Below are 25,105 nucleotides of genomic sequence, written 5' to 3' on the forward strand. Positions count from 1 at the left end.
CGCTTGAGCCAAAGGCAGAAGCCGTTGCGCTCCCAGTACAACACTTTGACGCGGTTGCGGTGGCGATTTAGAAAGACGAAAAGCACAGGGTCGAACACCGCAACTTTGATGTCCAGTTCGACCAATGCAGCCAGGCCGTCGATGGACTTTCGAAAATCGACAGGCTTTGGGTAGAGGTACACTTTTTCAACGCTGGCATTGGGACGCATCATGGTGATGGGCTCCTGATGGAAATCGGGAGCACAGCATCAGCCGTCAGCTATCCGCTTGGAATGTGGAGTTCATGGAGCGGATACAAAGAACCTCAGTCATTTCTCGACGTCGCCCACAAAATCAAGGGCGCCGCCCGAATCGTCCAGGCTTCCCGGGTGATCGACAGCTGCGAGGCTCTGGAAAAGGCATGCCATGAAGTGTTCCATCACGACGAAGTGGCCGATTGCAGCAAGGCTATAGAGCGCGCCATGCTCGAATTGGAGCAAGCATTGCAGCAACAGATCGGCCAAAACGACAAAAGCAGAATGACAGAGCCTTAACTATGCTTGGACGCTGAGCAGTGCGTTAACCATCATGGAGAGACCTGCAATGCCCAGCCCACTGCGCCCGGATCAACGTCGGTTGCCCCTGCACGTCCATATCAGCGTGATGTTCACTTTCCTGCTGTTGCTGACTGGCGTGGTGCTGGGCCTTTTCAACTACCAGCAAACCACGCAGATCATTCTTTCCAGCAGTGAAAAGCTCTTCAACCGCATCGAGCAGGACGTCCGTCTCGACCTGCATGCCACTTATGAACCGATTCGCCATCTGCTGTCCCTGCTGGCGGAATATCCGGCGACCCAGGCAACTGACCTTGAGCAACGCCTGGCGCTACTCAAACCCTTCAGCCAGTCGCTCAAGGACAACCCCGACCTGGCCTCGTTGTATCTGGGCTACGGCAACGGTGACTTCTTCATGGTTCGGCCCTTGCGAACCCCCGACATGAAAACGCTCCTCAAGGCACCGGACACTGCGGCTTATCAGGTGTGGAGCATTGAGCGAACAGGCAACAGCGGTCAGGTCCGTTCCCAATCATTGTTTTTCGATCAGGATCTGGCCCTCATCAGCCGCCAGGAGAACCCCGACGAAACCTACGATCCACGAACCCGCACCTGGTATGCCAACGCCCGCAGCGACAGCGATCAGATCACCACCGAACCCTACATCTTTTTCTCCACCCACAATGTCGGCACTACCCTGGCCCGGCGCAGTGGCGAACAGGCTGTCATGGGTGCCGATCTGACCCTGGCGGAACTCTCCGCAACCCTGGACAAACATGTCGTGACCCCCAATACCGAAATCGTGCTGTTCGATGCCGAAGGGAATGCCATCGCCTATCCCGACAGCAGCAAATTGATCATCGACGATCAGACTGCCCGCCTGATCAAAGCCGCTGACCTCAGCCCCAGCCTCGACGCATTGCTCAACAATCCCCCCGAAGGTAACCGCCTGGATGTCGCCGGTCGTCAATGGATCGTTGCCCGCAGTCGCATGCAGGAAGGCGGCCCCCAGGGACTGCAACTGGCGCTGCTGGTACCGGAAGATGAGTTACTCGTCGATGCCTACCGCATGCGTTGGCAAGGCGCGCTGATTACTCTGGCCACGCTGTTGCTGTGCCTGCCGCTGGGCTGGCTGACCTCGCGGATACTGGTCAAACCCCTGCGCGCGCTGGTAAGGGAGGCCGATGCGGTTCGCAGTTTCGACTTCAACTTTCCGGCCTCACGTCGCTCTCCTGTGCTCGAAGTCGACCAACTGAGCGTGTCGATGACGCGTATGAAAGACACCCTGGCGAGTTTTTTCCAGATCACCGACAGCCTGAGTGCCGAGACTCGCTTCGCCCCCTTGCTGGAACGGGTGTTGTTTGAAACCGTGAAAATCGGCCAGGCCCAGGCCGGTCTGATCTACCTGCGCGAAAGTGATGGCGATCGCATGGAGCCCCATGGGCTGGTCGTCAACGGCACCTCACGGGCAGTGCCGTCATTTGATCTTCGAGGACACGAACTCCAGGCTCCGCAAAGCCCTGCATGGCTACAACAGCTGTCGAATGCCGACAACATCGTCACCACGCTTGGCTTCGAACAGGCCGGGGATTTGCAGAAGGTGTTGCATGCGCTGGAGTGTCCCCGCGTTCATCTGATCGGCATTCGGCTGCACAATCGTCATAACGAAACCGTGGGCCTGCTGATCCTGCTGTTGGCCGATACCGGCAACCTGAGCGATCTGGAAAAACTTCGTCCGGACCGCATCGCATTCCTCCAGGCCGTGTCCGGCGCGGCCGCCGTGAGTATTGAAAGCCAGCGGCTGCAAGCCAAACAAAAACAACTGCTGGATTCCTTCATTCAACTGCTGGCGGGGGCGATTGACGCCAAAAGCCCCTATACCGGCGGTCACTGCCAGAGAGTGCCGGCGCTGACCCTGATGCTCGCTCAAGCTGCCGCTGCCAGCCAGGACCCGGCCTTCAGTGGCTATCAACCCACCGACGATGAATGGGAAGCGCTGCACATCGCCGCCTGGCTGCACGATTGCGGCAAGGTCACCACTCCGGAATACGTGGTCGATAAAGCCACCAAGCTGGAAACCCTCAACGACCGTATTCACGAAATCCGCACCCGCTTCGAAGTGCTCAAGCGCGATGCCTGGATCAGCTATTGGCAAGCCATGGCCCTGGGCGGTAACGAGCAGCACTTGGCCGGACTGCGCAACGCCACGCTAGCAGGGCTGGACGATGATTTCGCGTTCGTTGCTCGCTGCAACCTGGGTGGCGAGGCGATGGCCGAGTCCGACCAGCAACGCCTGCGCAGCATCTCCCAACGCACCTGGACCCGAACCCTGGATGACCGGCTGGGCGTTTCCTGGGAAGAGAACCGGCGTCAGGCGCGGACCCCGGCACCGACACTGCCGGTCAGCGAGCCATTGCTGGGGGACAAACCCGAGCACCTGTTCGAACGGCCCGAAGCCGAACTGATTCCGGAGGATAATCCGTGGGGGTTCAAGCTCGATGTGCCGCGCTACAAGTACAACCGGGGCGAGCTCTACAACCTGAGCGTTGCCCGAGGCACCCTGACCCGCGAGGAGCGTTACATCATCAATCACCACATGGTGCAGACGATTCTGATGCTCAGCCACCTGCCCTTCCCCGGCCACCTCACCAACGTCGCGGAGATCGCCGGCGGCCACCACGAGAAAATGGACGGCACCGGGTATCCCAAACAGTTGAAGCGCGAAGAAATGAGCCTGCCGGCGCGGATGATGGCGATTGCCGATATTTTCGAAGCGCTGACCGCCGCCGATCGCCCCTACAAGAAAGCCAAGTCCTTGAGCGAAGCGCTGGGCATCATGGCCACGATGTGCCGGGATGCCCACATCGATCCTGAGTTGTTCGGGCTGTTCATCAACGCGCAAATCTACTTGCAGTACGCCGATCGATTCCTCGATCCCCAACAGATTGATGCGGTAGATCCGACAAGCCTGCTGGTCAAGGCAGGCTTGAGGGCATGATCAGCAGTCGGTCAGGCGCAGGAAAATCGCCGCCAACTGCTCGATACCGGCCTGATCTTCAGCGGTAAAACGCGCCAGTTTCGGGCTATCGAGGTCCAGTACGCCAATCAATCGTCCCTCCTTGACCAGTGGCACCACCAGTTCGCTGTTCGACGCGCTGTCGCAAGCGATGTGTCCGGGGAACGCGTGCACGTCCTCGACCAACTGGGTCTGCAAGGTGGCCGCCGCCGAGCCGCACACGCCCCGGCCAAACGGAATTCGCACGCAGGCGATCTGCCCTTGAAACGGGCCCAGCACCAGCTCTTCGTTGCGATTGAGGTAGAACCCGGCCCAGTTCAGGTCATCGAGCTGGTTATAGAGGAACGCCGAGAACTGCGCGGCGTTGGCAATGAAATCCCGCTCGTCCGCCAGCAATGACTCCAATTGCGCCCACAGCATGCCGTAGCCTTCGAGGCCCTGGCCGCTCTTTTGTAAATCGATCATGCCTTGTGCTCCAACAGCTTCAGCCCGACCCAATAGCGGGCAAATTGATACGCACAACGTCCGTTGCGATTGCCCCGGCCCGTAGCCCAGCGCACCGCGAGGATGTCCAGTTCTTCGTCTCGCTGCCACTTAAGGCCCGCCTTGTCGGCCAGTTGACCGATCCAGTGTTCGACGACGTTGAGGAAGTGCTCCTGAGTAAACGGATAGAACGACAGCCACAATCCGAAACGGTCCGACAGCGCAATCTTGTCTTCCACCGCCTCGCTGGGATGGAGTTCGCCGTCAACGCGTTTCCAGTTTTCGTTATCGCTTTCCTTTTCCGGCACCAAGTGGCGACGGTTGGACGTGGCGTACAGCAAAACGTTATCCGGGGCCTGTTCGAGAGAGCCGTCGAGCACGCTCTTGAGCACGCGATAGTCACCCTCGCCCGACTCGAACGACAGGTCATCGCAGAACAGCACAAAACGCTGGGGCAGCTTGGCGATCTGTTCGACCACGCGCGGCAAGTCCGCCAGGTGATCGCGTTCGATCTCGATCAGCCGCAGACCGGCCTTGGCGTGTTCGGCCAGCAAGGCGCGAACCAGCGACGATTTACCGGTGCCGCGCGCGCCCCAGAGCAATGCGTGGTTGGCCGGCATGCCATCGAGGAACTGTTGGGTATTTCGCCCCAGTTGCTCCAGTTGCCGGTCGACACCGATCAGGTCGGACAAACGCATGTCGAGGCTGACTTCCAGCGGCAACAGAAATCCGCTGCGCCCCTCGCGTTGCCAGCGCGCGGCAAGGCAATGATTCCAGTCGATAACGTGCCGAGGGGTGGGCAGCAACGGTTCAATACGAGCCAAAACAGCATCGGCACGTTCAAGAAAAGCATTTAATCGGGAATCCACGTCTTCTCCTCGGGCACGTTCACAGTAATGATGGCGATACAGCGACGAAACACAGCTTCGGTGTCCGGTTCATCCCTTTGCACAAGGGCTCGCGAGAACATCGGTATCCATGCATGATCGACTATGCTTGAGCAGCGAAGGGAAACGGAAGTGGTTCAACACCCCATGGATATCAAGTTCACCAACCGCCTGTCCTACAAGCAAGCCAGGCTTACCGTGCTGGTCGGTTTCATTCTGGGCACGCTGCTCAGTCTGCTGCAAATAGGCATCGATTATGCCAGTGAAGACGCCTCCATCAACCGCGAAATCCTGTCTTTGCTGGAAATCAGCCATAACCCCGCGTCCCGTATCGCCTACAACATCGACGCCGAACTCGCTCAGGAACTGACCCTGGGCCTGTTGCGCTCACCGGCGATCATCGGCGCGCAGTTGACCGACAACAACGGTACCGTGCTCGCCAGCGTCAAACGCCCGGGCGTGCAAAGCGGCTATCGGGTGATCAGCGACTTCCTGTTCGGCGCCAACCGGCAGTTCGAAGACCGTCTCTACCTGGATCACTTGCCGACCGAATCCCTCGGCACCCTGCGCCTGGACGTCGACACCTATTCATTCGGCAACCGGTTCCTGCGTCGGGCCGAGGTGACCCTGCTCAATGGCTTCGCCCGCAGCCTGCTGCTGACTGGCATCCTGCTGGCGCTGTTCTATGTGATGCTGACCAAGCCGTTGGTGCGGGTCATCCGTGAACTCAGCAGTCGCGACCCGCGCAGCACGGAGTCGACGTCGCTGGAGTGTCCGACGGACCATGAAAACGATGAAATCGGTGTACTGGTCAAGGTTGCCAATCAACAATTCGAAAACATCGCCACCGAAATCCAGCAGCGACGCAACGCCGAAAACCGCCTGACCGACTACCTCGGGCAACTGGAGAACATCGTCTCGGCCCGCACTGCGGAACTCAAGGCGATCAACTCGCGGCTCAGCCAATCCAATCAGGAACTGGAAGTCGCCCGCAGCACCGCCCTGGACATGGCCGAAGCGCGCTCGGTGTTCCTGGCCAACATGAGCCACGAGATCCGCACGCCGCTCAATGGCCTGCTGGGGATGATCGCGCTTTCCCTGGACGGCCCGCTCAATGCCGAGCAACAGCAACAGCTGTCCATCGCCCATGACTCGGGCAAAGTACTGGTGGAACTGCTCAACGATATTCTCGATCTGTCGAAGTTCGATGCCGGCCAACTGGAGCTCGAACATATTCCGTTCGACCTCGGTTCGCTGATCGAGGACACCGCCAACCTGCTGTCGCAAAACGCCGCGCCGAGTGTCGAGCTGAGCTGCCTGATCGACCCGCACTTTCCGGCCTTGGTGCTTGGGGATCCGACGCGGGTCCGACAGATCGTCAGCAACCTCTTGTCCAACGCCCTCAAGTTCACCCGCTTCGGTCGCGTCGATGTGCGCCTGTCAACGTTCGAGGACGGCGTCAGAATCGAAGTCTGCGACACCGGCATCGGTATCGCGCAGGACGCCCAGGTCAAGATCTTCCAGCCTTTCACGCAGGCGGGTGCCGGCATTACCCGGCAATTCGGCGGGACCGGGTTGGGCCTGGCACTGACCTACAACCTCTGCGAAGCCATGCAAGGGCGCCTCACCATCAGCTCGGAAGCAGGCTTCGGCAGCCAGTTCTGCGCGGATCTGCCGCTGCCCAGCCACACCCGCGCCCTTCCCCCGACCTCTTTACAGGGCAAGGTCATCGCAATCACCGCCGCCAGCAGCGGTCTGGCAGAACTGTTGAACAGTGTGTTGCCCGGCTGGGGGCTCGACTATGAGCAGCGTTCCCTCGATGACTCGTTGCTGGGCCTGAACCCGGATGTACTGATTACCGATTGCCCCGAATGCCTGTTTGGCCTGCGCCCTTCGTGTACAGCACCGATTCTGCTGGTCACCGCTTACGGCAGTTTCATGCCCAGCGAAGAAGCCCTCGCCCTCGCCCCCTTACAGCAACAGGCGCGGCCTCTGGCACGCAACGCGCTGTACCAGACGCTGCGGCGAACCCTGCAGCCGGAACTCAACACGATCAACGGTGCCCGGCTCGACGCCCTCTCCCCACAACGACGCGGACGCGTGCTGCTGGTGGAGGACAATCCGGTCAACCAATTGGTGGCCAAGGGGATGCTCGGAAAACTCGGTTGCGAGGTGATTGTCGCCGGTCACGGTGGCGAGGCGCTGGATCAACTGGAGCAGAGCGAATTCGATCTGGTGCTGATGGACTGCAACATGCCGGTGATGGACGGCTATGAGGCCAGTCGGCAAATCCGTCGCAGCGGACGCTGGCCACAGCTGCCCATCGTCGCCCTGACCGCCAACGCCATGTCCGAAGAGCGCGAACGCTGTCGTGCGGCAGGCATGAGCGATTACCTGGCAAAACCCTTCCGCCGGGAAGAGTTGGCTGCCCTGCTGGACTTGTGGGTCCCTAACTACGACAGTGCTTTGATTTGCCCTAAAAGGTGATCAAGACCATCGCGCAGATCATTCAGGCGATCCAGATCCACACCGCTGTCGCATAACAGACGGGCCTTGAGCGGCCCGACCTGATCGCGCAAAGCCTTGCCGGTGGGCGACAGGCTCAAGTGCACTTCACGCTCGTCCCGCGCCGAGCGCTGACGCTGAACCAGTTGCAGTTGCTCAAGACGCTTGAGCAACGGCGTCAGCGTGCCGGAATCCAGCGCCAAGCGTTCGCCCAACGCCTTGACCGTCGGTTGCTCTGGGGCCGCCTCCTGCCATTCCCACAACACCAGCATCGCCAGGTATTGCGGGTAGGTCAGGCCGAGCTGATCGAGCATCGGCTTGTAGGCGCGGATCACCGCCCGGGAAGCGGCGTACAGCTTGAAGCACAGTTGACTGTCAAGCTTCAGGGAATCGACTGACAAGGTGTTCATTTGAGCAGGGCTTCGATCTCGCGGGTCAGGTCCTGCGGCTTGGTCGCGGGGGCGAAGCGCTTGACCAACTGGCCATCCTTGCCAATCAGAAACTTGGTGAAGTTCCACTTGATGCCCTGAGAACCCAGCACACCCGGCGCGCGTTTTTTCAGTTGAACGAACAGCGGATGGGCGCCAGCGCCATTGACTTCAATCTTTTTGAACAGCGGAAAACTGACGCCGAAGTTCAACTCGCAGAACTCGGAAATCACCCCTTCATTGCCTGGCTCTTGCTTACCGAACTGATTGCACGGAAAACCCAGCACCACCAGACCTTGATCCTTGTAGGTCTGCCACAACTCTTCAAGGCCTTTGTACTGCGGGGTGAAGCCGCATTTGCTCGCGGTGTTGACCACCAACACGGCCTTGCCGGCGAAATCCGCCAGGGTCTTTTGCTCACCCTTGATGGTGGTGCAAGGGATGCTCAGCAGGTTGTCGCTCATGGTTCGGACTCTAAATGAGGGAAGATGAGACAAACATAGCGAGCAATTGAATTGCGTGCAATTTAATAAATCGATAGTCGATCAACCGTAGGAGCTGCCGAAGGCTGCGATCTTTTGATCTTGACTCTTCTCTCGATCGCTGAAGATCAAGATCAAAAGATCGCAGCCTTCGGCAGCTCCTACAGGGCTCACATTACGAGCGCGGTACCAGGTCCAGGCACACCGAGTTGATGCAATAACGCAGGCCGGTCGGCGGCGGGCCGTCCGGGAACACGTGCCCCAGGTGCGCATCGCATTTGGCACAGACCACTTCGGTGCGGATCATGCCGTGGCTGACGTCACGGATCTCGACCATGGCGCTGTCGCCGATCGGTGCGTAGAAACTCGGCCAGCCGCAGCCGGAGTCGAATTTGGTTTTGGAGTCGAACAGCGGCTCGTTGCAGCAGATGCAGTGGTAAACACCGTCGACCTTGCTGTCGTTATATTTGCCGGAGAACGGCCGTTCGGTGCCTTTGAGGCGGCAAACGTTGTACTGCTCCGGATCGAGCATCGCCCGCCATTCTTCCAGGGTTTTTTCCAACTTTTCCATCATCACACCTCAGCAGCTGAAAAAGCCCGATCTGTACCTTTTCCACGGATCGGGCGGCACGTATGATTGCGCCTCGTCAAACGCCAGTCTGGCAGCCAGACCACGCGCATTCAAACGGATTTATGGATGCTGCCTCTCAAGGCGTCAGGCCTGTGTGAATACGCAGGATTCCCAGTACGGTCGTTCATACGCCGCCTGGATCGTTCATTTTCGGGAACACATCGCCATGCAGGTCAGCAAATCGAACAAGCTCGCCAACGTCTGCTACGACATTCGCGGCCCAGTGCTCAAGCACGCCAAACGCCTGGAAGAGGAAGGCCATCGCATCCTCAAGCTGAACATCGGCAACCCGGCGCCTTTTGGTTTCGAAGCGCCGGATGAAATCCTTCAGGATGTCATCCGCAACCTGCCGACTGCTCAGGGCTACAGCGATTCCAAAGGTCTGTTCAGCGCCCGCAAGGCCGTGATGCAGTACTACCAGCAAAAGCAGGTAGAAGGCGTCGGCATTGAAGACATCTATTTGGGCAACGGCGTTTCCGAGCTGATCGTGATGTCGATGCAGGCCCTGCTCAACAACGGCGACGAAGTGCTGGTGCCGGCCCCGGACTACCCGCTGTGGACCGCCGCGGTGAGCCTGTCGGGCGGCAACCCGGTGCATTACCTGTGCGACGAGCAGGCCAACTGGTGGCCGGATCTGGCCGACATCAAGGCCAAGATCACCCCGAACACCAAAGCACTGGTGATCATCAACCCGAACAACCCGACCGGCGCGGTGTATTCGAAAGAAGTCCTGTTGGGCATGCTGGAACTGGCCCGTCAGCACAACCTGGTGGTTTTTTCCGACGAGATCTACGACAAGATTCTGTACGACGATGCCGTGCACATCTGCACGGCTTCCCTGGCGCCAGACCTGCTGTGCCTGACGTTCAACGGTCTGTCCAAGTCCTATCGCGTGGCGGGTTTCCGTTCCGGCTGGATCGCCATTTCAGGCCCTAAACACCACGCCCAGAGCTACATCGAAGGCATCGACATGCTGGCCAACATGCGTCTGTGTGCCAACGTGCCGAGCCAACATGCGATCCAGACCGCCCTCGGCGGCTACCAGAGCATCAATGATCTGGTATTGCCCAACGGACGACTGTTGGAACAGCGCAATCGCACCTGGGAATTGCTCAACGACATTCCCGGCGTGAGCTGCGTCAAGCCAATGGGCGCGCTGTATGCGTTCCCACGGATCGACCCGAAAGTCTGCCCGATCCATAACGACGAGAAATTCGTGCTCGACCTGCTGCTGTCGGAGAAGCTGCTGGTGGTTCAAGGCACCGCCTTCAACTGGCCATGGCCGGACCATTTCCGTGTGGTGACCCTGCCGCGCGTGGACGACCTGGACATGGCCATCGGACGTATCGGCAACTTCCTCAAGTCCTATCGCCAGTAACCTGCCTGTCACCGTGCGACGCTTGCGCAAGTCGCACGGTGATTGATTCAGCAACATTTCTTTGCGCCCTGCCGAACATCGCTTCTTCAATCGCTGACTGATGACTCGTTGCGTTCTCGCGTCTAACAACGGCGGGGCTTACGACGTTAATTGGCTGACAAACGCTTCCCGCATCGACGTCGGAAATGCCCTTCAAGCAGCTAGACTGTTGCCGTAGGACACAGTTTGAAATAGTCACCCGGTTGAATAGCCCGGGTCAGCACCTTATATACCCCGCAGTACGCTACATCTTTAGCATGAGGAGATTTCTACAACCATGATGCGCATCCTGCTGTTTTTGGCCACTAACCTGGCGGTCGTGCTGATTGCCAGCATCACCCTGAGCCTTTTCGGCTTCAACGGGTTCATGGCGGCCAACGGGGTTGATCTCAACCTCAATCAGCTGCTGATTTTCTGTGCGGTCTTTGGTTTCGCCGGTTCGCTGTTCTCGCTGTTCATCTCCAAGTGGATGGCGAAGATGAGCACCAGCACCCAGATCATCAGCCAGCCGCGCACACGTCACGAGCAATGGCTGCTGCAAACCGTCGAGCAATTGTCCCGGGAAGCCGGGATCAAGATGCCCGAAGTCGGTATTTTCCCGGCCTACGAGGCGAACGCCTTTGCCACCGGCTGGAACAAGAACGACGCGTTGGTCGCGGTCAGCCAAGGGCTGCTCGAGCGTTTCTCCCCTGATGAAGTGAAGGCCGTTCTGGCTCACGAAATCGGCCACGTAGCCAATGGCGACATGGTCACCTTGGCATTGGTCCAGGGCGTGGTGAACACCTTCGTGATGTTCTTCGCACGGATCATCGGTAACTTTGTCGACAAGGTGATCTTCAAGAACGAAGAAGGCCAGGGCATCGCCTACTACGTGGCAACCATCTTCGCCGAACTGGTCCTGGGCATTCTGGCCAGCGCCATCGTCATGTGGTTCTCGCGTAATCGCGAATTCCGTGCAGACGAAGCCGGTGCACGTCTGGCCGGCACCGCCGCAATGATCGGCGCATTGCAACGCCTGCGTGCCGAACAGGGGCTGCCGGTGCACATGCCGGACACCCTGACGGCTTTCGGCATCAATGGTGGCATCAAACAGGGGTTCGCCCGTATGTTCATGAGCCACCCGCCGCTGGAAGAGCGTATCGACGCTCTGCGTCGTCGGGGCTGAGAGGTTCCGCACTAAAAGAAAAGGCCCGCAGTGATGCGCAATGCTGTTCACTTAAGGGAAACCGGCGCTTACCCCGAAATGGGAAAGCGCCGTTTTTCTTGGACTTCGCCGCAGCACCGAAAAGCAAAAACCTTCGGTCAGCGGCTTAAGTGAACAGCATTGCGCAGTGATGCGGGCCTTTTTTTGTCTGCTGATTTTTGTGGTGTTCATTCGGGCCCCATCGTCGGAACGCCGCCCGGAGCAAGCTCGCTCCCACATTAGACCGCGTCCATTTAGACAACTCGGTCAACTGTGGGAGCGAGCTTGCTCCGGGCGGCGTTCCGACGATGGGGCCGGCACAAACAACCCAAATCTACCGGCTGGAAACCCGATAAACCCGCTCTTCAAGCCGCGTAACACCGCTTTCCAGGAACTTCCAGCTCTCGCCCAGAACGTCCTGGTCTTCCAGAATTTTCAACTCCCACGAAGCCCCGAACAACCGTTGCACTTCGTCATCCAGCACTGCAAAGGGCGGCCCCTCCATTTGTGCCTGGTCGTAATCCAGGGTAATCAGCAGCCCCAGCGAATCCTTCGGCACAATCCGCTTCAGATGCTCGGCGTATTGTTCCCGCATCTTCGGTGGCAAGGCGATCAACGCAGCGCGGTCATACAGCGCACTGCAATCAGCGACATCGCCGGCTGTCAACGCGAAGAAATCACCACACCAGATCTCGATCGAGCCCGCCCGATAGACCGTGAAGGGGCCTTGGTCGCTGACGTCCGGATCAAATTGATGCTCGTGGAAAAAGTCTTCCACCGCTTTTTCCGACAACTCGACGCCCAGCACCTCATGACCGCATTTCGCCAGCCACAGCAGATCCAGGCTTTTCCCACATAGCGGCACCAGTACGCGCGCGCCCTCTTCCAGGCCCAGCTGCGGCCAGTACCGTTGCAGATATGGATTTACTTCCGGCAGGTGAAAGCCGATCTGATTCGACGTCCACCGCTTGTGCCAAAACTCCGGCTGCATAATTAATCCCGAAAATTCGATCAAAAGACCCTAAAACTTATATTAGATTTAGATCAATGATCTGACTGAAGATGATGCCATCTTACCCCTCAGGAGCTCATTCATGTTCCCCAGCCTGTACATATCCCATGGCTCGCCCATGTTGGCACTGGAACCGGGCGCCAGCGGGCCCGCCCTCGCTCGTCTGGCCGCAGAATTGCCAAAACCCAAAGCCATCGTAATTGTTTCTGCGCATTGGGAAAGCAATGAGTTGCTCGTCAGCGGCAATCCCCAGCCTGAAACCTGGCATGACTTCGGCGGGTTTCCGCAGGCGTTATTCGACGTGCAATACCCGGCGCCCGGCAATCCACAATTGGCCGCAGAGGTTGTCGAACTGCTGAAGAGTGATGGCCTGCCTGCACGCATCGATGCAAAACGGCCGTTCGACCATGGTGTCTGGGTGCCCTTGTCATTGATGTATCCACAAGCCGACATCCCCGTGGTGCAAGTCTCACTGCCTACGCGCGGCGGCCCTGCCTTGCAAACCCGTGTCGGTCATGCCCTGGCCAGTCTGCGCGAACACGGCGTGCTGCTGATCGGTTCCGGCAGCATCACCCACAACCTGCGCGAACTGGACTGGCACGCCGGCCCAGAAAGCGTCGAACCCTGGGCCCAGGCATTTCGTGACTGGATGATCGAAAAACTCGCTGCCAACGACGAAACCGCGTTGCACGACTACCGTCAGCAAGCACCGAATGCGGTGCGCAACCATCCGAGTGATGAACATTTGCTGCCTTTGTATTTTGCCCGCGGTGCCGGAGGAAAATTCAGCGTGACCCACAAGGGATTCACCATGGGGGCCTTGGGCATGGACATTTACCGCTTCGGATAATGGTCTCAGCCTATGGCGGCGAGGCTCAAACCACATCAACCCCGACATGAATCGCATCGTGCCGCCAAAACTCCAGATCACAATCGATCAACCGCTCATGCTGATCGTAATTGACCCGAGCGATGCGCAACCCCGGACTCCCCACCGACACCCGTAAAGCTGCCGCCGCATCCACCGACAACACCGTCGGCACAATCTCGAAACGCACCCGCCCATAGTGCAAGTCGTAATGTCGCGCATACAGCTCGGTAATCGACTGATTCAAATCGAAATCCAGAATCCCCGGAAAAAACTGCGGATTCAAATAGTGCTCCACATATAACACCAGCCGTTCATCAATCCGCCGTGCCCGGCAAATCTGAATCACGCTCGACAACGCCGGCAACTGCAACCAGGCACAGACCGCCACCGACGCCGGCTGCAACCGCGCCGAAATCACCTCGGTGGACGGCACCCGCCCCTGTGCAATGACCATCGCGTGAAAGTGACTGCGCTGCATCAGGTTGTAGGCCAGGCGCGGTGGCGACACGAACCAGCCACGGCGCTCCTCCCGATAAATCTGCCCCTGGGCTTCCAGTTGCAATAACGCTTCACGCACGGTGATCCGCGTGGTCCCGAACAACTCACTAAGCTTGCGCTCGGCCGGCAGTTTGCTCCCGGGCGCCAACAGGCCATGGTCGAGCTGTTCCTGCAGAACCTGTCCGATGGCTGTCACCGCTTTGGTTGTCTCGATGCGCATCAACGTTACCTATCTGGACTAGACCAGCACTGTTTCGGGGCGGAACCGCGATTCAAATCGGCTCCCTCAACTCCCGACAAGCCTAGGCACTGCACATGACTGACAGATGACAAAGCCGCCGAACGGTTGATCCAGACACCTGCAATTTCACGGCCAAGTCCTTTTATATCAGCCTATTAGCCATGGTCTACGCTTACTCCGAAGCCTGAGCATTGCAGCCCAAAAAATATAGGCCGACCAGTCGTCGACATGAAAATGTCATCAAAGGCGCCTAAATTGGCTCAGGTATTGCTGACCTAGACCAACACAACCGCAATCGCAGCGTTGAAAACGCCCAAAGGAGCTTCGGATGAAACAGCTTTTCCTGGCCTCACTGTTAGGCTCGACCATTGCCATGTGCACCGCCGCGATGGCGGCTGATAGCGATTTGAAAACCCTGGAAGCCGCGGCGAAAGCGGAAGGTGAGGTCAATAGTGTCGGCATGCCCGACAACTGGGCCAACTGGAAAGGCACCTGGGATGACTTGGCCAAGAACTACGGCCTGAAACACATCGACACCGACATGAGCTCGGCCCAGGAAATCGCCAAGTTCGCCGCTGAAAAAGACAACGCCACTGCCGATATCGGTGATGTCGGTGCAGCGTTCGGTCCGATCTCGGTGAAGCAAGGCGTTGTACAACCTTACAAGCCAAGCACCTGGGATCAGATCCCGAGCTGGGCAAAGGATAAGGACGGCAACTGGGCGCTCGCCTACACCGGCACCATCGCGTTCATCGTCAACAAAAAGTTGCTGCACGGCTCCGACGCTCCGACCAAATGGGCTGACCTCAAGGACGGCAAATACAAAGTTTCCATCGGTGATGTGAGCACCGCGGCCCAAGCGGCCAACGGCGTTCTGGCTGCCGCGCTTGCCAACGGCGGCAATGAGAAAAACCTCCAGCCGGCGCTGGATCTGTTTTCCGAGATTGCCAAGCAAGGCCGCCTGTCGATGGCCAACCCGACAATTGCCACCATGGAAAAGGGTGAAATCGAAGTCGGCGTGGTCTGGGATTTCAACGGCCTGAGCTACAAGGCCAAAATGGTCAACCCGGATGATTACACCGTGCTGATTCCATCCGATGGCTCGGTGATCTCCGGTTACACCACCATCATCAACAAATACGCCAAGCACCCGAATGCCGCCAAACTGGCCCGCGAATACATCTTCAGCGACGCCGGCCAAACCAATCTGGCACGCGGTAACGCCCGTCCGATCCGCGCCGAGCATCTGACTCTGCCGCCCGAGGTTCAGGCCCAGTTGCTGCCTAACGAGCAGTACAAAAAGGTCACGCCGATCAAAGACGCAGACGCATGGGAAAAGACCTCCAAAGCCCTTCCGCAAAAGTGGCAGGAAGAAGTCATCGTCAATATGAAGCAATGATGTATCCGTAGGAGCTGCCGCAGGCTGCGATCTTTTGATCTTTCACTCGACACTCAAGTGAAACCAAAAAGATCGCAGGCTCCGCCAGCTCCTACGACGATCAGATCCAGTTTCGCTTTTCGGAGTTCCAGCCCTTATGAAGCACAACGTCATCCTTGTCGTGCTCGACGGCCTCAATTACGAGGTCGCCCGTCACGCCATGGGGCACCTGCAGGCTTATGTCGGCGCAGGACGCGCGGCGCTCTACAAACTGGAGTGCGAATTGCCGGCGCTGTCCCGACCGCTTTACGAGTGCATCCTGACCGGCGTCACGCCGATCGACAGTGGCATCGTCCACAACAACGTCTCGCGCCTGTCCAACCAGCGCAGCATCTATCACTACGCCCACGATGCCAGCCTTGTAACCGCCGCCGCGGCCTATCACTGGGTCAGCGAGCTGTATAACCGTTCGCCGTTTATTGCCGCGCGGGATCGTCACACCGACGACCCGGACCTGCCAATCCAGCACGGTCATTTCTACTGGAGCGATCACTACCCGGACTCGCACCTGTTCGCCGACGCCGAAAACCTGCGCCTGCGTCATGCGCCGAACTTTTTACTGGTCCACCCGATGAACATCGACGACGCCGGACATAAGCACGGCCTCGACACCCCGCAATACCGCAACAGCGCCCGCTCGGCCGACATTATTCTGGCCGACTATCTGCAAACCTGGCTCGACGCCGGGTATCAGGTGCTGGTGACCGCCGACCACGGCATGAACAACGACCGCTCCCACAACGGCCTGCTGCCGGAAGAACGGGAAGTACCGCTGTTCGTCCTCGGCGACGCTTTCAGCTTCAATGCCAACGCTGCACCGAAACAGACTGAAATCTGCGGCACCGTCTGCGAACTGCTGGGTGTGGCCCACGACAAACCTGTGTGCCGGGAGCTGCTCAAGTGAACACCATGACGCGCGGAAAATGGCTGGCAGCCTTGTGCCTGGTGCCTTTCGCACTGTTCTTTATCGTGTTCCAGATCGCCCCGCTGTCCTGGGTGATGATCAACAGCCTGCAATCGGAAGAGTTCGGTTGGGGCATTGCCAACTTCACCAGGATCTTCAATTCGAAGTTCTATCTGCAGGCGATCCAGTTCAGCCTCGAGATCAGTTTCTGGTCCAGCGTGTTCGGGATCATCATCGCGGTGCTCGGCGCCTACTCCCTGCGCCGGGTCGACTCGAAGCTGCGCAACTTCGTCAACGCCTTCGCCAACATGACCAGCAACTTTGCCGGCGTGCCTTTGGCCTTCGCGTTCATCATCCTGCTGGGCTTCAACGGCAGCTTCACCATCATGCTCAAGCAGGCCGGGATCATTCAGGACTTCAACCTGTATTCGAAAACCGGGCTGATCATTCTCTACACCTACTTTCAGATTCCGCTGGGCGTACTGCTGCTCTACCCGGCCTTTGATGCCCTGCGCGAAGACTGGCGTGAATCCGCCGCGCTGCTCGGCGCCAATGGCTGGCAGTTCTGGCGGTACATCGGTTTGCCAGTGCTGACCCCGGCGCTGCTCGGCACCTTCGTGATCCTGCTGGCCAACGCCCTGGGCGCCTACGCCACGGTGTACGCCCTGACCACCGGCAACTTCAACGTGCTGACAATCCGCATCGCGGCGATGGTTTCCGGCGACATTTCCCTGGACCCGAACCTGGCCAGTGCCTTGGCTGTAGTGCTGGTGGCGTTGATGACCCTGGTGACCATCGTGCATCAGTTGCTGTTGAAGAGGAGCTACCATGTCTCGCGCTGAACTGGGGCCCGTCGGCATCTACCACCGGGTGGTGGTGTATTTACTGTTCGCCATACTGTTGCTGCCGTTGCTCGGGACGCTGATCTACTCGATCGCCAGCAGTTGGTCGGCGACCATTCTGCCCAGCGGCTTCACCGTTAAATGGTACGTGGAGCTGTGGAGCGATCCGCGGTTTCTCCATTCGTTCGGCCAATCGCTGCTGGTCTGCGTCGGCTCGCTGATTCTGTCGGTGGTGCTGATTCTGCCGTTGCTGTTTGTGGTGCATTACCACTTCCCGAAACTCGATGCGCTGATGAACATCCTGATCCTGCTGCCCTTCGCGGTGCCGCCGGTGGTGTCGTCGGTGGGGCTGTTGCAGCTTTACGGCTCCGGGCCGTTCGCGATGGTCGGGACGCCGTGGATTCTCGTCGGTTGCTACTTCACCGTGGCGCTGCCGTTCATGTACCGGGCGATCACCAACAACCTGCAAGCGATCAACCTGCGCGACCTGATGGACTCCGCCCAACTGCTCGGTGCCAGCACCTGGCAAGCGGCGTTCCTGGTGGTGCTGCCAAACCTGCGCAAAGGTTTGATGGTGGCGTTGCTGCTGTCGTTCTCGTTCCTGTTCGGTGAGTTCGTGTTCGCCAACATCCTCGTCGGGACACGCTACGAAACCCTGCAGGTCTACCTCAACAACATGCGCAACAGCAGCGGCCACTTCACCAGTGCGCTGGTGATTTCCTATTTCTTCTTTGTGCTGGTTCTGACCTGGGCTGCCAATATTTTGAACAAGGACAAAAGCCAATGAGCTTCGTCAGCGTCCAACACCTACTGAAAAGCTACGCGGGCACCACGGTGTTCAGCGACATCAACTGTGAAATCCAGAAGGGTGAGTTCGTCACCCTCCTCGGCCCGTCCGGTTGCGGCAAGTCCACACTGCTACGCTGCATCGCCGGGCTGACCTCGGTGGATGGCGGCAAAATCCTGCTCGATGGCCAGGACCTCGTGCCGTTGAGCCCGCAAAAGCGCGGGATCGGCATGGTGTTCCAGAGTTACGCGCTGTTTCCGAACATGACCGTGGAGCAGAACGTCGCCTTTGGTTTGCGCATGCAGAAGGTCAATGCCGACGACAGCCATAGGCGTGTTGCCGAAGTACTGAAACTGGTGGAACTCAACGACTTCGCCGCGCGTTATCCGCATCAACTGTCCGGCGGCCAATGCCAGCGAGTCGCCCTTGCCCGCTCGTTGGTGACCCGGCCACGTCTGTTGTTGCTGGATGAACCGCTGTCGGCCCTCGACGCACGGATTCGCAAGCACTTGCGCGAACAGATCCGTCAGATCCAGCGTGAGCTCGGCTTGACCACGATCTTCGTCACTCACGATCAGGAAGAAGCCCTGACCATGTCCGACCGAATTTTCTTGATGAATCAGGGAAAGATCGTACAAAGCGGTGACGCCCAGACCCTTTACACCGCACCCATCGATTTTTTTGCCGCTGGCTTCATCGGCAACTACAACCTGCTGGACGCCGACAGCGCCACAAAACTGCTGCAGCGACCGATTACCCACCGCGTCGCAATTCGCCCGGAAGCCATCGAGCTGAGCCTCAACGGCGAACTCGACGCACAAATCCGCAGCCACAGCCTGCTGGGCAACGTGATTCGCTACCGGGTCGAAGCCCGGGGCGTGGAATTGGTGGTGGATGTGCTGAACCGCTCGGCGGCCGATCTGCATCCCGATGGTCAGCGCCTGGCGCTTTCCATCGATCCAACGGCCCTGTGTGAGGTAGCCTGATGACTTTGCTGATGTTGAAGAGAGAATCGCACTGATGGCCCTGGCAATTTTTGATCTGGATGAAACCCTGATCCACGGCGACTGCGCCACCCTCTGGAGCGAGCAAATGGGCCGCCTGGGTTGGGTCGATCCAGAGTCGTTCATGCGTCAGAACAATGAACTGATGGACGCCTACAGCCACGGAAAACTACGGATGGAGGAGTACATGACCTTCAGTCTGGAGCCGATGATCGGGCGCACACCCGAAGAGGTCGACCATTTGGTAGGGCCTTGGGTGGAAGACTTCATCGAGCCGATCATTTTCAGTGACGCCACCAAAGCCATTGCGGCCCATCGCAAGGCTGGCGACCGGATTTTGGTGATTTCGGCGTCGGGCACGCATCTGGTGAGGCCAATCGCCGATCGTTTGGGTATTGACGAGATTCTCGGCATCGAGCTGGAAGTGACGCATGGGGTTTATAGCGGCAACACCGTTGGCACGCTGACCTACCGCGAAGGCAAGATCACGCGTTTGCTGGAATGGCTGGATGCGGAAGAGGAAAACCTTGAGGGCGCCAGTTTCTACTCCGACTCACGCAATGACTTGCCATTGCTACTGAAGGTGGATTTCCCACACGTGGTAAACCCGGATCCGGTGCTGCTTGAGCACGCCGAAAAGGCCGGCTGGCCAATCCACCTCTGGAAATAACCGAAAATCAATGTGGGAGCGGCGGTGCGACGATTCGACTTGCTCGCGAAAGCGAACTTACATTCAACACATTTGTTGAATGACACACCGCCTTCGCGAGCAAGTCGAATCGTCGCACCGCCGCTCCCACAGGGATCAAACCAGGCTTTCGTCGATTACCAACACTAACTTTCCCGACACCTTATTAGTCGCCAACTCCGCAAACGCCGCTTCGGCGTCCTTGATCGGAAAGGTCTTGGCCAATTGCGGGCTTAAACGCCCTTCAGCAAACAACGGCCAGACATGCTGGCTGAGATCGCTGAACAGATCCGCCTTGAACTGCTCGTCGCGACTGCGCAAGGTCGAACCCAGCAATTGCACGCGCTTGGCCAGTACCTGCGCCAGATCCAGCTGCGCCTCACGACCGCCCATCAGGCCGATCAGCACCCAACGACCATCGCGCGCCATCAGTCTCAGATTCAGCGCAGCGTAATTGCCGCCCACCGGGTCGAGAATCACATCGAACGGCCCCAGGTCGCTCAAGCTGTCCAGATCCCCGTTGCGCACGACCCCACCTTGCGCCCCCAGCGCTTCGCAGTAAGTCAAACGCTCGGCGGAACCGACGCTGACCCAGCACGGGTTACCAAACGCCTTGCACAGCTGAATGGCAGCTGAACCGATTCCACTTGCTCCGGCGTGCAGTAGAACTTTCTCACCCGGCTTGAGCGCAGCCAGTTGAAACAAATTCAGCCAAACGGTCGCATACACTTCTGGCAGCGCTGCCGCCTCAGCCAGGGACAAACCTTCGGGTACCGGCAACACATGCCGTCCGTCGACAACTACCTCCTCGGCCATCCCGCCCCCGGCCAGCAAGGCGCAAACCCGATCCCCGACTTGCCAGGACGAGCCCGGCCCCACCTCGCTGATGACCCCCGAACACTCAAGACCCAGTACCTGACTGGCTCCCGGCGGTGGCGGATAAAGACCCGCCTTCTGTAACAAATCGGCGCGATTGAGACCCGCAGCCGCCACTCGAATCCGAACTTGTCCTACATCACATGTAGGACTGGGCTCTTCCACCCACTCCACTTGACCTTCAACGCCTTGCAATGCTTTCACAGTGCCTCCATAGTGAGTCTGGACTGAGCCCGTTGCTGTAGCGCCGGGCTTTCTTGCATTTTTTGACCGGCCCTTTGTGGAACCGGCGACTTCAAAGACGGCCTAATATGCGTGATCAATTGTCCCCGCGTCGAATCAGCATGAAGCATTTTTTCCCCAGCACCGCCCTAGCCCTATTCATTGGTATCGGTCTGTTGCCGATGTCGACCAATTCGTTTGCAGCCAATAGCTGGGACAAGCTTCAGCCTGATCGTGACGAAGTGATCGCCAGCCTGAACGTCGTCGAGTTGCTAAAGCGCCATCACTACAGCAAGCCGCCGCTCGATGACGCGCGCTCCGTGATCATCTATGACAGCTATCTCAAGCTGCTGGACCCGTCGCGCAGCTACTTCATGGCCAGCGACATTGCCGAATTCGACAAGTGGAAAACCCAGTTTGACGACTTCCTCAAAAGCGGCGACCTGAATGCCGGGTTCACCATCTACAAGCGCTACCTGGACCGCGTCAAAGCGCGTCTGGACTTCGCCCTTGCCGAGTTGAACAAAGGCGTCGACAAGATCGACTTCACCGCCAAGGAAACCTTGCTGATCGATCGCAAGGACGCCCCTTGGCTCAAGTCCACCGCAGAACTCGACGACTTGTGGCGCAAACGCGTCAAGGACGAAGTGCTGCGTCAGAAGATCGCGGGCAAGGACTCCAAGCAGATTCAGGAAACCCTGACCAAGCGTTACAAGAATCAAATGGCGCGCCTGGACCAGACCCGCCCGGAAGACATCTTCCAGGCGTACATCAATACCTTCGCCATGTCCTACGACCCGCACACCAACTATCTGTCGCCGGATAACGCGGAAAACTTCGACATCAACATGAGCCTGTCCCTCGAGGGCATTGGCGCCGTGTTGCAGAGCGACAACGACCAGGTGAAAGTCGTGCGTCTGGTGCCTGCAGGCCCGGCCGACAAGACCAAGCAAGTCGCACCGGCCGACAAGATCATCGGCGTTGCCCAGGGCAACAAAGAGATGGTCGACGTGGTCGGCTGGCGCCTGGACGAAGTGGTCAAGCTGATCCGTGGGCCGAAAGGCACCGTGGTGCGCCTGGAAGTGATCCCGGCCAGCAATGCGCCGAACGACCAGTCCAGCAAGATCGTCCCGATCACCCGCGAAGCGGTGAAGCTTGAAGACCAGGCGGTGAAGAAATCGGTCCTCAACCTGAAACAGGACGGCAAGGACTACAAGCTTGGCGTCATCGAGATCCCGGCCTTCTACCTGGACTTCAAGGCTTTCCGTGCTGGCGATCCGGATTACAAGAGCACCACTCGCGACGTCAAGAAACTGCTGACCGAGTTGCAGAAAGACAAGGTCGACGGCGTGGTCATCGATCTGCGCAACAACGGCGGCGGTTCCCTGCAGGAAGCCACCGAGCTGACCAGTCTGTTCATCGACAAAGGTCCGACCGTTCTCGTGCGTAACGCCGATGGCCGGGTCGATGTGCTGGAAGATGAAAACCCGGGTGCCTTCTACAAAGGGCCGATGGCGTTGCTGGTCAACCGCTTGTCTGCCTCGGCTTCGGAAATTTTTGCCGGCGCCATGCAGGACTATCACCGCGCATTGATCATCGGCGGCCAGACCTTCGGCAAAGGCACCGTGCAGACCATTCAGCCGCTGAACCATGGCGAACTGAAACTGACTCTGGCCAAGTTCTACCGGGTTTCCGGCCAGAGCACCCAGCATCAGGGCGTACTGCCGGACATCGATTACCCGTCGATCATCGACACCAAGGAAATCGGCGAAAGCGCACTGCCAGAAGCCATGCCGTGGGACACCATCCGTGCGGCCATCAAGCCTGCGGTCGACCCGTTCAAGCCTTACATCTCGCAGCTTAAATCCGAGCATGACGCACGCTCGGCCAAAGACGCCGAGTTTGTGTTTATCCGCGACAAGTTGGCCCTGGCCCAGAAGCTGATGGAAGAAAAAACCGTCAGCCTCAACGAAGTCGATCGTCGTAAGCAACACGCCGACATAGAAGCCAAGCAACTGGTCATGGAAAACATTCGTCGCAAGGCCAAGGGCGAAGAACCGCTCAAAGAGCTGAAGAAAGAAGACGAGGATGCTATTGCGGCCGAGCCGGACAAGACCAAACCGGAAGACGATGCCTACCTGAGCGAAACCGGGCGGATTCTGTTGGACTACCTGAAACTCAATACCACGGTAGCCAAGCACTAAGTTGTTACAAGCAAGATGATGGCAATTTAATGCTGACGCTCCCCGGAGCGTCATCATACAGTCATCATTCTGTCGTGAAATAAAGGACTGGGAGCCCCTCTTTATCCAAGAGAGTGCTCCCAGTCCTTTTTTATCGCCAGAGAAAGCCATGACCACCACAGAACAGCTGAGTGCCTTGAGTTCCATACTGGCTCAAAGCGGTTTGCACAGCTTGTTCCAGCCGATCATTTCCCTCTCTGAGCGACGCATTCTCGGTTACGAAGCACTTAGTCGCGGCCCCTCCAACAGTCCACTGCACTCCCCCCTCGCACTGTTCGCCGTCGCCCGTCAGGCTGGGCGCCTGAGCGAGCTGGAAATCGCTTGCCGTCAAAGCGCCTGCCGACGTTTCAACGAGCAGCAACTGCCCGGCAAACTGTTCCTCAACGTTTCCCCTGAATCCCTGCTCGAAGCCGCCCACCAACCCGGGCGCACCCTGCAACTGCTGCAGGATTTCGGCATATCGCCGAGTCAGGTGGTGATAGAACTGACTGAACAAACCCCGACCGACGATTTCGAGCTGCTGCAAACCGCGTTGCATCACTATCGAGCGATGGGATTTTCCATTGCTCTGGATGATCTGGGCGCAGGCTATTCGAGTTTGCGGCTGTGGTCTGAATTGCGTCCGGACTACGTGAAAATTGATCGACACTTCATCGACGGCATTCACCAGGACGCCCTCAAGCGCGAATTCGTCGGCTCGATCCTGCAAATCGCCAAGGCCTCGCGGGCACAAGTGATCGCAGAAGGTATCGAGCTGCCGGAAGAACTCGCGGTACTGACCGAGATGGGCGTCGATCTGGTTCAGGGTTATCTGCTCTGCCGCCCCCAGGAACATCCACCTCGTGATGCCCGAGCCCTGATGCCCAAACGGGAAAGCACAGCGGTGGCGTTGAATGATGAAGTCAGCGACCTTAGCGCTTTGCTCAAAGACCAACCGGCAGTGGGTCGCGATACACCGACCGCCACGGTGCTGGAAGCCTTTCGCCGCCAGGCCAACCTGAACTCTCTGGCGGTGCTCGACGAGCAAGGTCAGCCCTGCGGCATCGTCCATCGGCATTCGCTCTCCGATGCACTGCTCAAACCTTTTGCCACCGACTTGTTCGCCCGCAAGCCGATCAGCCGTTTAATGAGTGATGACTTCCTCGCCGTTGAGATGAGCCAGTCGTTGCAACAAGTGAGCCGACTGATCACCAGCCGCGCGCGGCAACGCATCGAAGAAGACTTCATCATCACCCTCAACGGCGGTTACCTGGGATTGGGCCGAGTGATCGACGTACTCAAACTGATTACCGAACTGAAGATCCAGCAAGCCCGTTACGCCAACCCGCTGACCCTGCTGCCGGGCAACGTGCCGATCCAGCAATGCCTGACGCGACTGCTGCAACAACAACGGGAGTCGGTGATCTGCTACGTCGACATCGACAGTTTCAAACCCTTCAACGATATCTACGGCTACGGCCGTGGGGACGAAGTCCTGCTAAGCCTGGCGCAATGCCTGAATGACCGCGTCGACCCTTCCCGCGACTTTGTCGGCCATATCGGCGGCGATGACTTCCTGCTGGTGCTCGGCCCGGAAGACTGGCGCAAACGCTTGAATCAGTTGCTGGACGACTTCCAGAGCCAATGCCGCCGCTTTTATCGCAGCGAACATCTGGAAGCCGGCTGCTTCATCGCCCCAAACCGTCAGGGTGTGCGCCAGGAGTTTGCATTGCTGTCACTGTCGATCGGCGTGGTGCATTTACATCCGCAGGCCTGTGGACAACTCGATGCAAGCCAGTTGGCGGAGATGGCATCGCAGACCAAGCACCACGCGAAAAATGTGCCGGGGTATAGCGTGCATGTGATCGATAGTCTGGCGGTGCCGGGGCAGCACGAGGAGTTGTTCATAGGGCATCGTTGATAGAACTGCTCGCG

At 58.5% G+C, this 25,105-nt stretch carries 23 protein-coding genes and 1 pseudogene; 14 read left to right on the plus strand and 10 right to left on the minus strand.

All coding sequences use genetic code 11. The features are described from left to right. The coding region (tnpB, locus tag CUN63_RS03855; protein ID WP_165353219.1) for an IS66 family insertion sequence element accessory protein TnpB at positions 1-209 on the minus strand (209 nt) is incomplete at its 3' end. Positions 210-296: 87 nt separating this feature from the next. Here tnpB and CUN63_RS03860 point away from each other — a divergent pair. Then, a pseudogene (locus CUN63_RS03860) lies at positions 297-533 on the plus strand (Hpt domain-containing protein); the annotation flags it as partial. 49 nt (positions 534-582) lie between these two features. Continuing rightward, entirely contained in the window at positions 583-3,531 is a 2,949-nt protein-coding gene (locus CUN63_RS03865; protein WP_129437328.1) for an HD domain-containing phosphohydrolase, read from the plus strand. Here the strand turns inward: CUN63_RS03865 and CUN63_RS03870 are convergent, their stop codons facing one another. Then, entirely contained in the window at positions 3,532-4,014 is a 483-nt protein-coding gene (locus tag CUN63_RS03870; protein ID WP_129437330.1) for a GAF domain-containing protein, read from the minus strand. Beyond that, positions 4,011-4,901: an ATP-binding protein gene (locus tag CUN63_RS03875; RefSeq protein WP_129437332.1), complete on the minus strand. Its 891-nt coding sequence runs from the start codon at positions 4,899-4,901 to the stop codon at positions 4,011-4,013. The genes CUN63_RS03870 and CUN63_RS03875 overlap by 4 nt, the downstream gene beginning before the upstream one ends. 165 nt (positions 4,902-5,066) lie before the next feature. On the opposite strand from CUN63_RS03875, the gene CUN63_RS03880 reads away from it, so the two are divergent. After that, positions 5,067-7,406, plus strand: a complete 2,340-nt coding sequence (locus CUN63_RS03880; RefSeq protein ID WP_178082655.1) for a response regulator — start codon at positions 5,067-5,069, stop codon at positions 7,404-7,406. Here the strand turns inward: CUN63_RS03880 and CUN63_RS03885 are convergent. From CUN63_RS03885 to msrB, 3 genes are all read right to left on the minus strand, one after another. Continuing rightward, complete coding sequence (locus CUN63_RS03885) at positions 7,373-7,834, minus strand: MarR family winged helix-turn-helix transcriptional regulator (protein WP_008145868.1); 462 nt, start codon at positions 7,832-7,834, stop codon at positions 7,373-7,375. The two genes, CUN63_RS03880 and CUN63_RS03885, sit on opposite strands and share 34 nt — an antisense overlap. Next, positions 7,831-8,316 carry a glutathione peroxidase gene (locus CUN63_RS03890; protein ID WP_129437337.1) on the minus strand — a complete coding sequence of 162 codons (486 nt, stop codon included), beginning with the start codon at positions 8,314-8,316 and terminating at the stop codon, positions 7,831-7,833. The genes CUN63_RS03885 and CUN63_RS03890 overlap by 4 nt, the downstream gene beginning before the upstream one ends. Positions 8,317-8,509: 193 nt before the next feature. Further along, positions 8,510-8,905 carry a peptide-methionine (R)-S-oxide reductase MsrB gene (msrB, locus tag CUN63_RS03895; RefSeq protein WP_033059242.1) on the minus strand — a complete coding sequence of 132 codons (396 nt, stop codon included), beginning with the start codon at positions 8,903-8,905 and terminating at the stop codon, positions 8,510-8,512. A gap of 226 nt (positions 8,906-9,131) precedes the next feature. Here msrB and CUN63_RS03900 point away from each other — a divergent pair, with 226 nt between their 5' ends. Both CUN63_RS03900 and htpX read left to right on the plus strand, forming a co-directional pair. Next, entirely contained in the window at positions 9,132-10,343 is a 1,212-nt protein-coding gene (locus CUN63_RS03900; protein ID WP_046056560.1) for a pyridoxal phosphate-dependent aminotransferase, read from the plus strand. Between the two features lie 316 nt (positions 10,344-10,659). Further along, positions 10,660-11,547, plus strand: coding sequence for a protease HtpX (gene htpX / locus CUN63_RS03905; RefSeq protein ID WP_129437339.1), 888 nt, complete (start codon positions 10,660-10,662; stop codon positions 11,545-11,547). A gap of 51 nt (positions 11,548-11,598) precedes the next feature. Here htpX and CUN63_RS31640 read toward each other — a convergent pair whose 3' ends face one another. Further along, entirely contained in the window at positions 11,599-11,757 is a 159-nt protein-coding gene (locus CUN63_RS31640) for a hypothetical protein (protein ID WP_165353227.1), read from the minus strand. Between the two features lie 142 nt (positions 11,758-11,899). Further along, the gene (locus CUN63_RS03910; protein WP_008145864.1) at positions 11,900-12,556 is read right to left on the minus strand and encodes a thiopurine S-methyltransferase; all 657 of its coding nucleotides are present in this window, start codon (positions 12,554-12,556) and stop codon (positions 11,900-11,902) included. 103 nt (positions 12,557-12,659) lie between these two features. Here CUN63_RS03910 and CUN63_RS03915 point away from each other — a divergent pair, with 103 nt between their 5' ends. Continuing rightward, positions 12,660-13,427 (plus strand): class III extradiol ring-cleavage dioxygenase, encoded by a 768-nt coding sequence (locus CUN63_RS03915; RefSeq protein WP_129437341.1) that lies wholly within the window; start codon positions 12,660-12,662, stop codon positions 13,425-13,427. A 25-nt stretch (positions 13,428-13,452) separates the two neighbouring features. Here the strand turns inward: CUN63_RS03915 and CUN63_RS03920 are convergent, their stop codons facing one another. Then, positions 13,453-14,166, minus strand: a complete 714-nt coding sequence (locus tag CUN63_RS03920; protein WP_129437343.1) for a UTRA domain-containing protein — start codon at positions 14,164-14,166, stop codon at positions 13,453-13,455. Between the two features lie 349 nt (positions 14,167-14,515). Here CUN63_RS03920 and CUN63_RS03925 point away from each other — a divergent pair, with 349 nt between their 5' ends. The 6 genes from CUN63_RS03925 (at position 14,516) to CUN63_RS03950 (ending at position 19,832) form a co-directional block, all read left to right on the plus strand. Further along, a complete protein-coding gene (locus CUN63_RS03925; protein WP_129437345.1) occupies positions 14,516-15,586 on the plus strand; it encodes an ABC transporter substrate-binding protein in 1,071 nt (356 codons plus the stop codon). 136 nt (positions 15,587-15,722) lie between these two features. Continuing rightward, positions 15,723-16,529, plus strand: coding sequence for an alkaline phosphatase family protein (locus tag CUN63_RS03930; RefSeq protein WP_129437347.1), 807 nt, complete (start codon positions 15,723-15,725; stop codon positions 16,527-16,529). A gap of 5 nt (positions 16,530-16,534) precedes the next feature. Further along, positions 16,535-17,371, plus strand: coding sequence for an ABC transporter permease subunit (locus tag CUN63_RS03935; RefSeq protein WP_165353307.1), 837 nt, complete (start codon positions 16,535-16,537; stop codon positions 17,369-17,371). Further along, the gene (locus CUN63_RS03940) at positions 17,358-18,158 is read left to right on the plus strand and encodes an ABC transporter permease (RefSeq protein WP_129437349.1); all 801 of its coding nucleotides are present in this window, start codon (positions 17,358-17,360) and stop codon (positions 18,156-18,158) included. The genes CUN63_RS03935 and CUN63_RS03940 overlap by 14 nt, the downstream gene beginning before the upstream one ends. Beyond that, on the plus strand, positions 18,155-19,144 hold the full coding sequence (locus CUN63_RS03945) for an ABC transporter ATP-binding protein (protein WP_129437351.1): 990 nt from the start codon (positions 18,155-18,157) through the stop codon (positions 19,142-19,144). The genes CUN63_RS03940 and CUN63_RS03945 overlap by 4 nt, the downstream gene beginning before the upstream one ends. 34 nt (positions 19,145-19,178) lie before the next feature. Further along, a complete protein-coding gene (locus tag CUN63_RS03950; RefSeq protein ID WP_046056551.1) occupies positions 19,179-19,832 on the plus strand; it encodes an HAD family phosphatase in 654 nt (217 codons plus the stop codon). A gap of 135 nt (positions 19,833-19,967) precedes the next feature. On the opposite strand, the gene CUN63_RS03955 is transcribed toward CUN63_RS03950, so the two are convergent. Continuing rightward, entirely contained in the window at positions 19,968-20,930 is a 963-nt protein-coding gene (locus CUN63_RS03955) for a zinc-binding dehydrogenase (RefSeq protein WP_129437353.1), read from the minus strand. Between the two features lie 140 nt (positions 20,931-21,070). Between CUN63_RS03955 and CUN63_RS03960 the strand changes: the two genes are divergently transcribed. Next, on the plus strand, positions 21,071-23,152 hold the full coding sequence (locus CUN63_RS03960) for a carboxy terminal-processing peptidase (RefSeq protein ID WP_165353228.1): 2,082 nt from the start codon (positions 21,071-21,073) through the stop codon (positions 23,150-23,152). 148 nt (positions 23,153-23,300) lie between these two features. Next, positions 23,301-25,091 carry a bifunctional diguanylate cyclase/phosphodiesterase gene (locus CUN63_RS03965; protein WP_129437356.1) on the plus strand — a complete coding sequence of 597 codons (1,791 nt, stop codon included), beginning with the start codon at positions 23,301-23,303 and terminating at the stop codon, positions 25,089-25,091. The last annotated feature ends 14 nt before the right edge of the window (positions 25,092-25,105 follow it).

Origin of the sequence: Pseudomonas sp. ACM7 (assembly GCF_004136015.1) — a bacterium.
In the GTDB taxonomy this organism is placed as follows: Bacteria; Pseudomonadota; Gammaproteobacteria; order Pseudomonadales; family Pseudomonadaceae; genus Aquipseudomonas; species Aquipseudomonas frigoris.

What these genes read in the sequence shown, in the direction of transcription:
- CUN63_RS03930 (WP_129437347.1), top strand. Translation starts at nt 15,723, where the DNA reads ATGAAGCACAACGTCATCCTTGTCGTGCTCGACGGCCTCAATTACGAG.
- CUN63_RS03885 (WP_008145868.1), bottom strand. Translation starts at nt 7,834, where the DNA reads ATGAACACCTTGTCAGTCGATTCCCTGAAGCTTGACAGTCAACTGTGC.
- CUN63_RS03865 (WP_129437328.1), top strand. Translation starts at nt 583, where the DNA reads ATGCCCAGCCCACTGCGCCCGGATCAACGTCGGTTGCCCCTGCACGTC.
- CUN63_RS03965 (WP_129437356.1), top strand. Translation starts at nt 23,301, where the DNA reads ATGACCACCACAGAACAGCTGAGTGCCTTGAGTTCCATACTGGCTCAA.
- CUN63_RS31640 (WP_165353227.1), bottom strand. Translation starts at nt 11,757, where the DNA reads ATGAACACCACAAAAATCAGCAGACAAAAAAAGGCCCGCATCACTGCG.
- CUN63_RS03910 (WP_008145864.1), bottom strand. Translation starts at nt 12,556, where the DNA reads ATGCAGCCGGAGTTTTGGCACAAGCGGTGGACGTCGAATCAGATCGGC.
- CUN63_RS03870 (WP_129437330.1), bottom strand. Translation starts at nt 4,014, where the DNA reads ATGATCGATTTACAAAAGAGCGGCCAGGGCCTCGAAGGCTACGGCATG.
- CUN63_RS03960 (WP_165353228.1), top strand. Translation starts at nt 21,071, where the DNA reads ATGAAGCATTTTTTCCCCAGCACCGCCCTAGCCCTATTCATTGGTATC.
- CUN63_RS03945 (WP_129437351.1), top strand. Translation starts at nt 18,155, where the DNA reads ATGAGCTTCGTCAGCGTCCAACACCTACTGAAAAGCTACGCGGGCACC.
- CUN63_RS03900 (WP_046056560.1), top strand. Translation starts at nt 9,132, where the DNA reads ATGCAGGTCAGCAAATCGAACAAGCTCGCCAACGTCTGCTACGACATT.
- CUN63_RS03920 (WP_129437343.1), bottom strand. Translation starts at nt 14,166, where the DNA reads ATGCGCATCGAGACAACCAAAGCGGTGACAGCCATCGGACAGGTTCTG.
- htpX (WP_129437339.1), top strand. Translation starts at nt 10,660, where the DNA reads ATGATGCGCATCCTGCTGTTTTTGGCCACTAACCTGGCGGTCGTGCTG.
- CUN63_RS03880 (WP_178082655.1), top strand. Translation starts at nt 5,067, where the DNA reads ATGGATATCAAGTTCACCAACCGCCTGTCCTACAAGCAAGCCAGGCTT.
- CUN63_RS03925 (WP_129437345.1), top strand. Translation starts at nt 14,516, where the DNA reads ATGAAACAGCTTTTCCTGGCCTCACTGTTAGGCTCGACCATTGCCATG.
- msrB (WP_033059242.1), bottom strand. Translation starts at nt 8,905, where the DNA reads ATGGAAAAGTTGGAAAAAACCCTGGAAGAATGGCGGGCGATGCTCGAT.
- CUN63_RS03940 (WP_129437349.1), top strand. Translation starts at nt 17,358, where the DNA reads ATGTCTCGCGCTGAACTGGGGCCCGTCGGCATCTACCACCGGGTGGTG.
- CUN63_RS03950 (WP_046056551.1), top strand. Translation starts at nt 19,179, where the DNA reads ATGGCCCTGGCAATTTTTGATCTGGATGAAACCCTGATCCACGGCGAC.
- CUN63_RS03935 (WP_165353307.1), top strand. Translation starts at nt 16,535, where the DNA reads ATGACGCGCGGAAAATGGCTGGCAGCCTTGTGCCTGGTGCCTTTCGCA.
- CUN63_RS03915 (WP_129437341.1), top strand. Translation starts at nt 12,660, where the DNA reads ATGTTCCCCAGCCTGTACATATCCCATGGCTCGCCCATGTTGGCACTG.
- CUN63_RS03890 (WP_129437337.1), bottom strand. Translation starts at nt 8,316, where the DNA reads ATGAGCGACAACCTGCTGAGCATCCCTTGCACCACCATCAAGGGTGAG.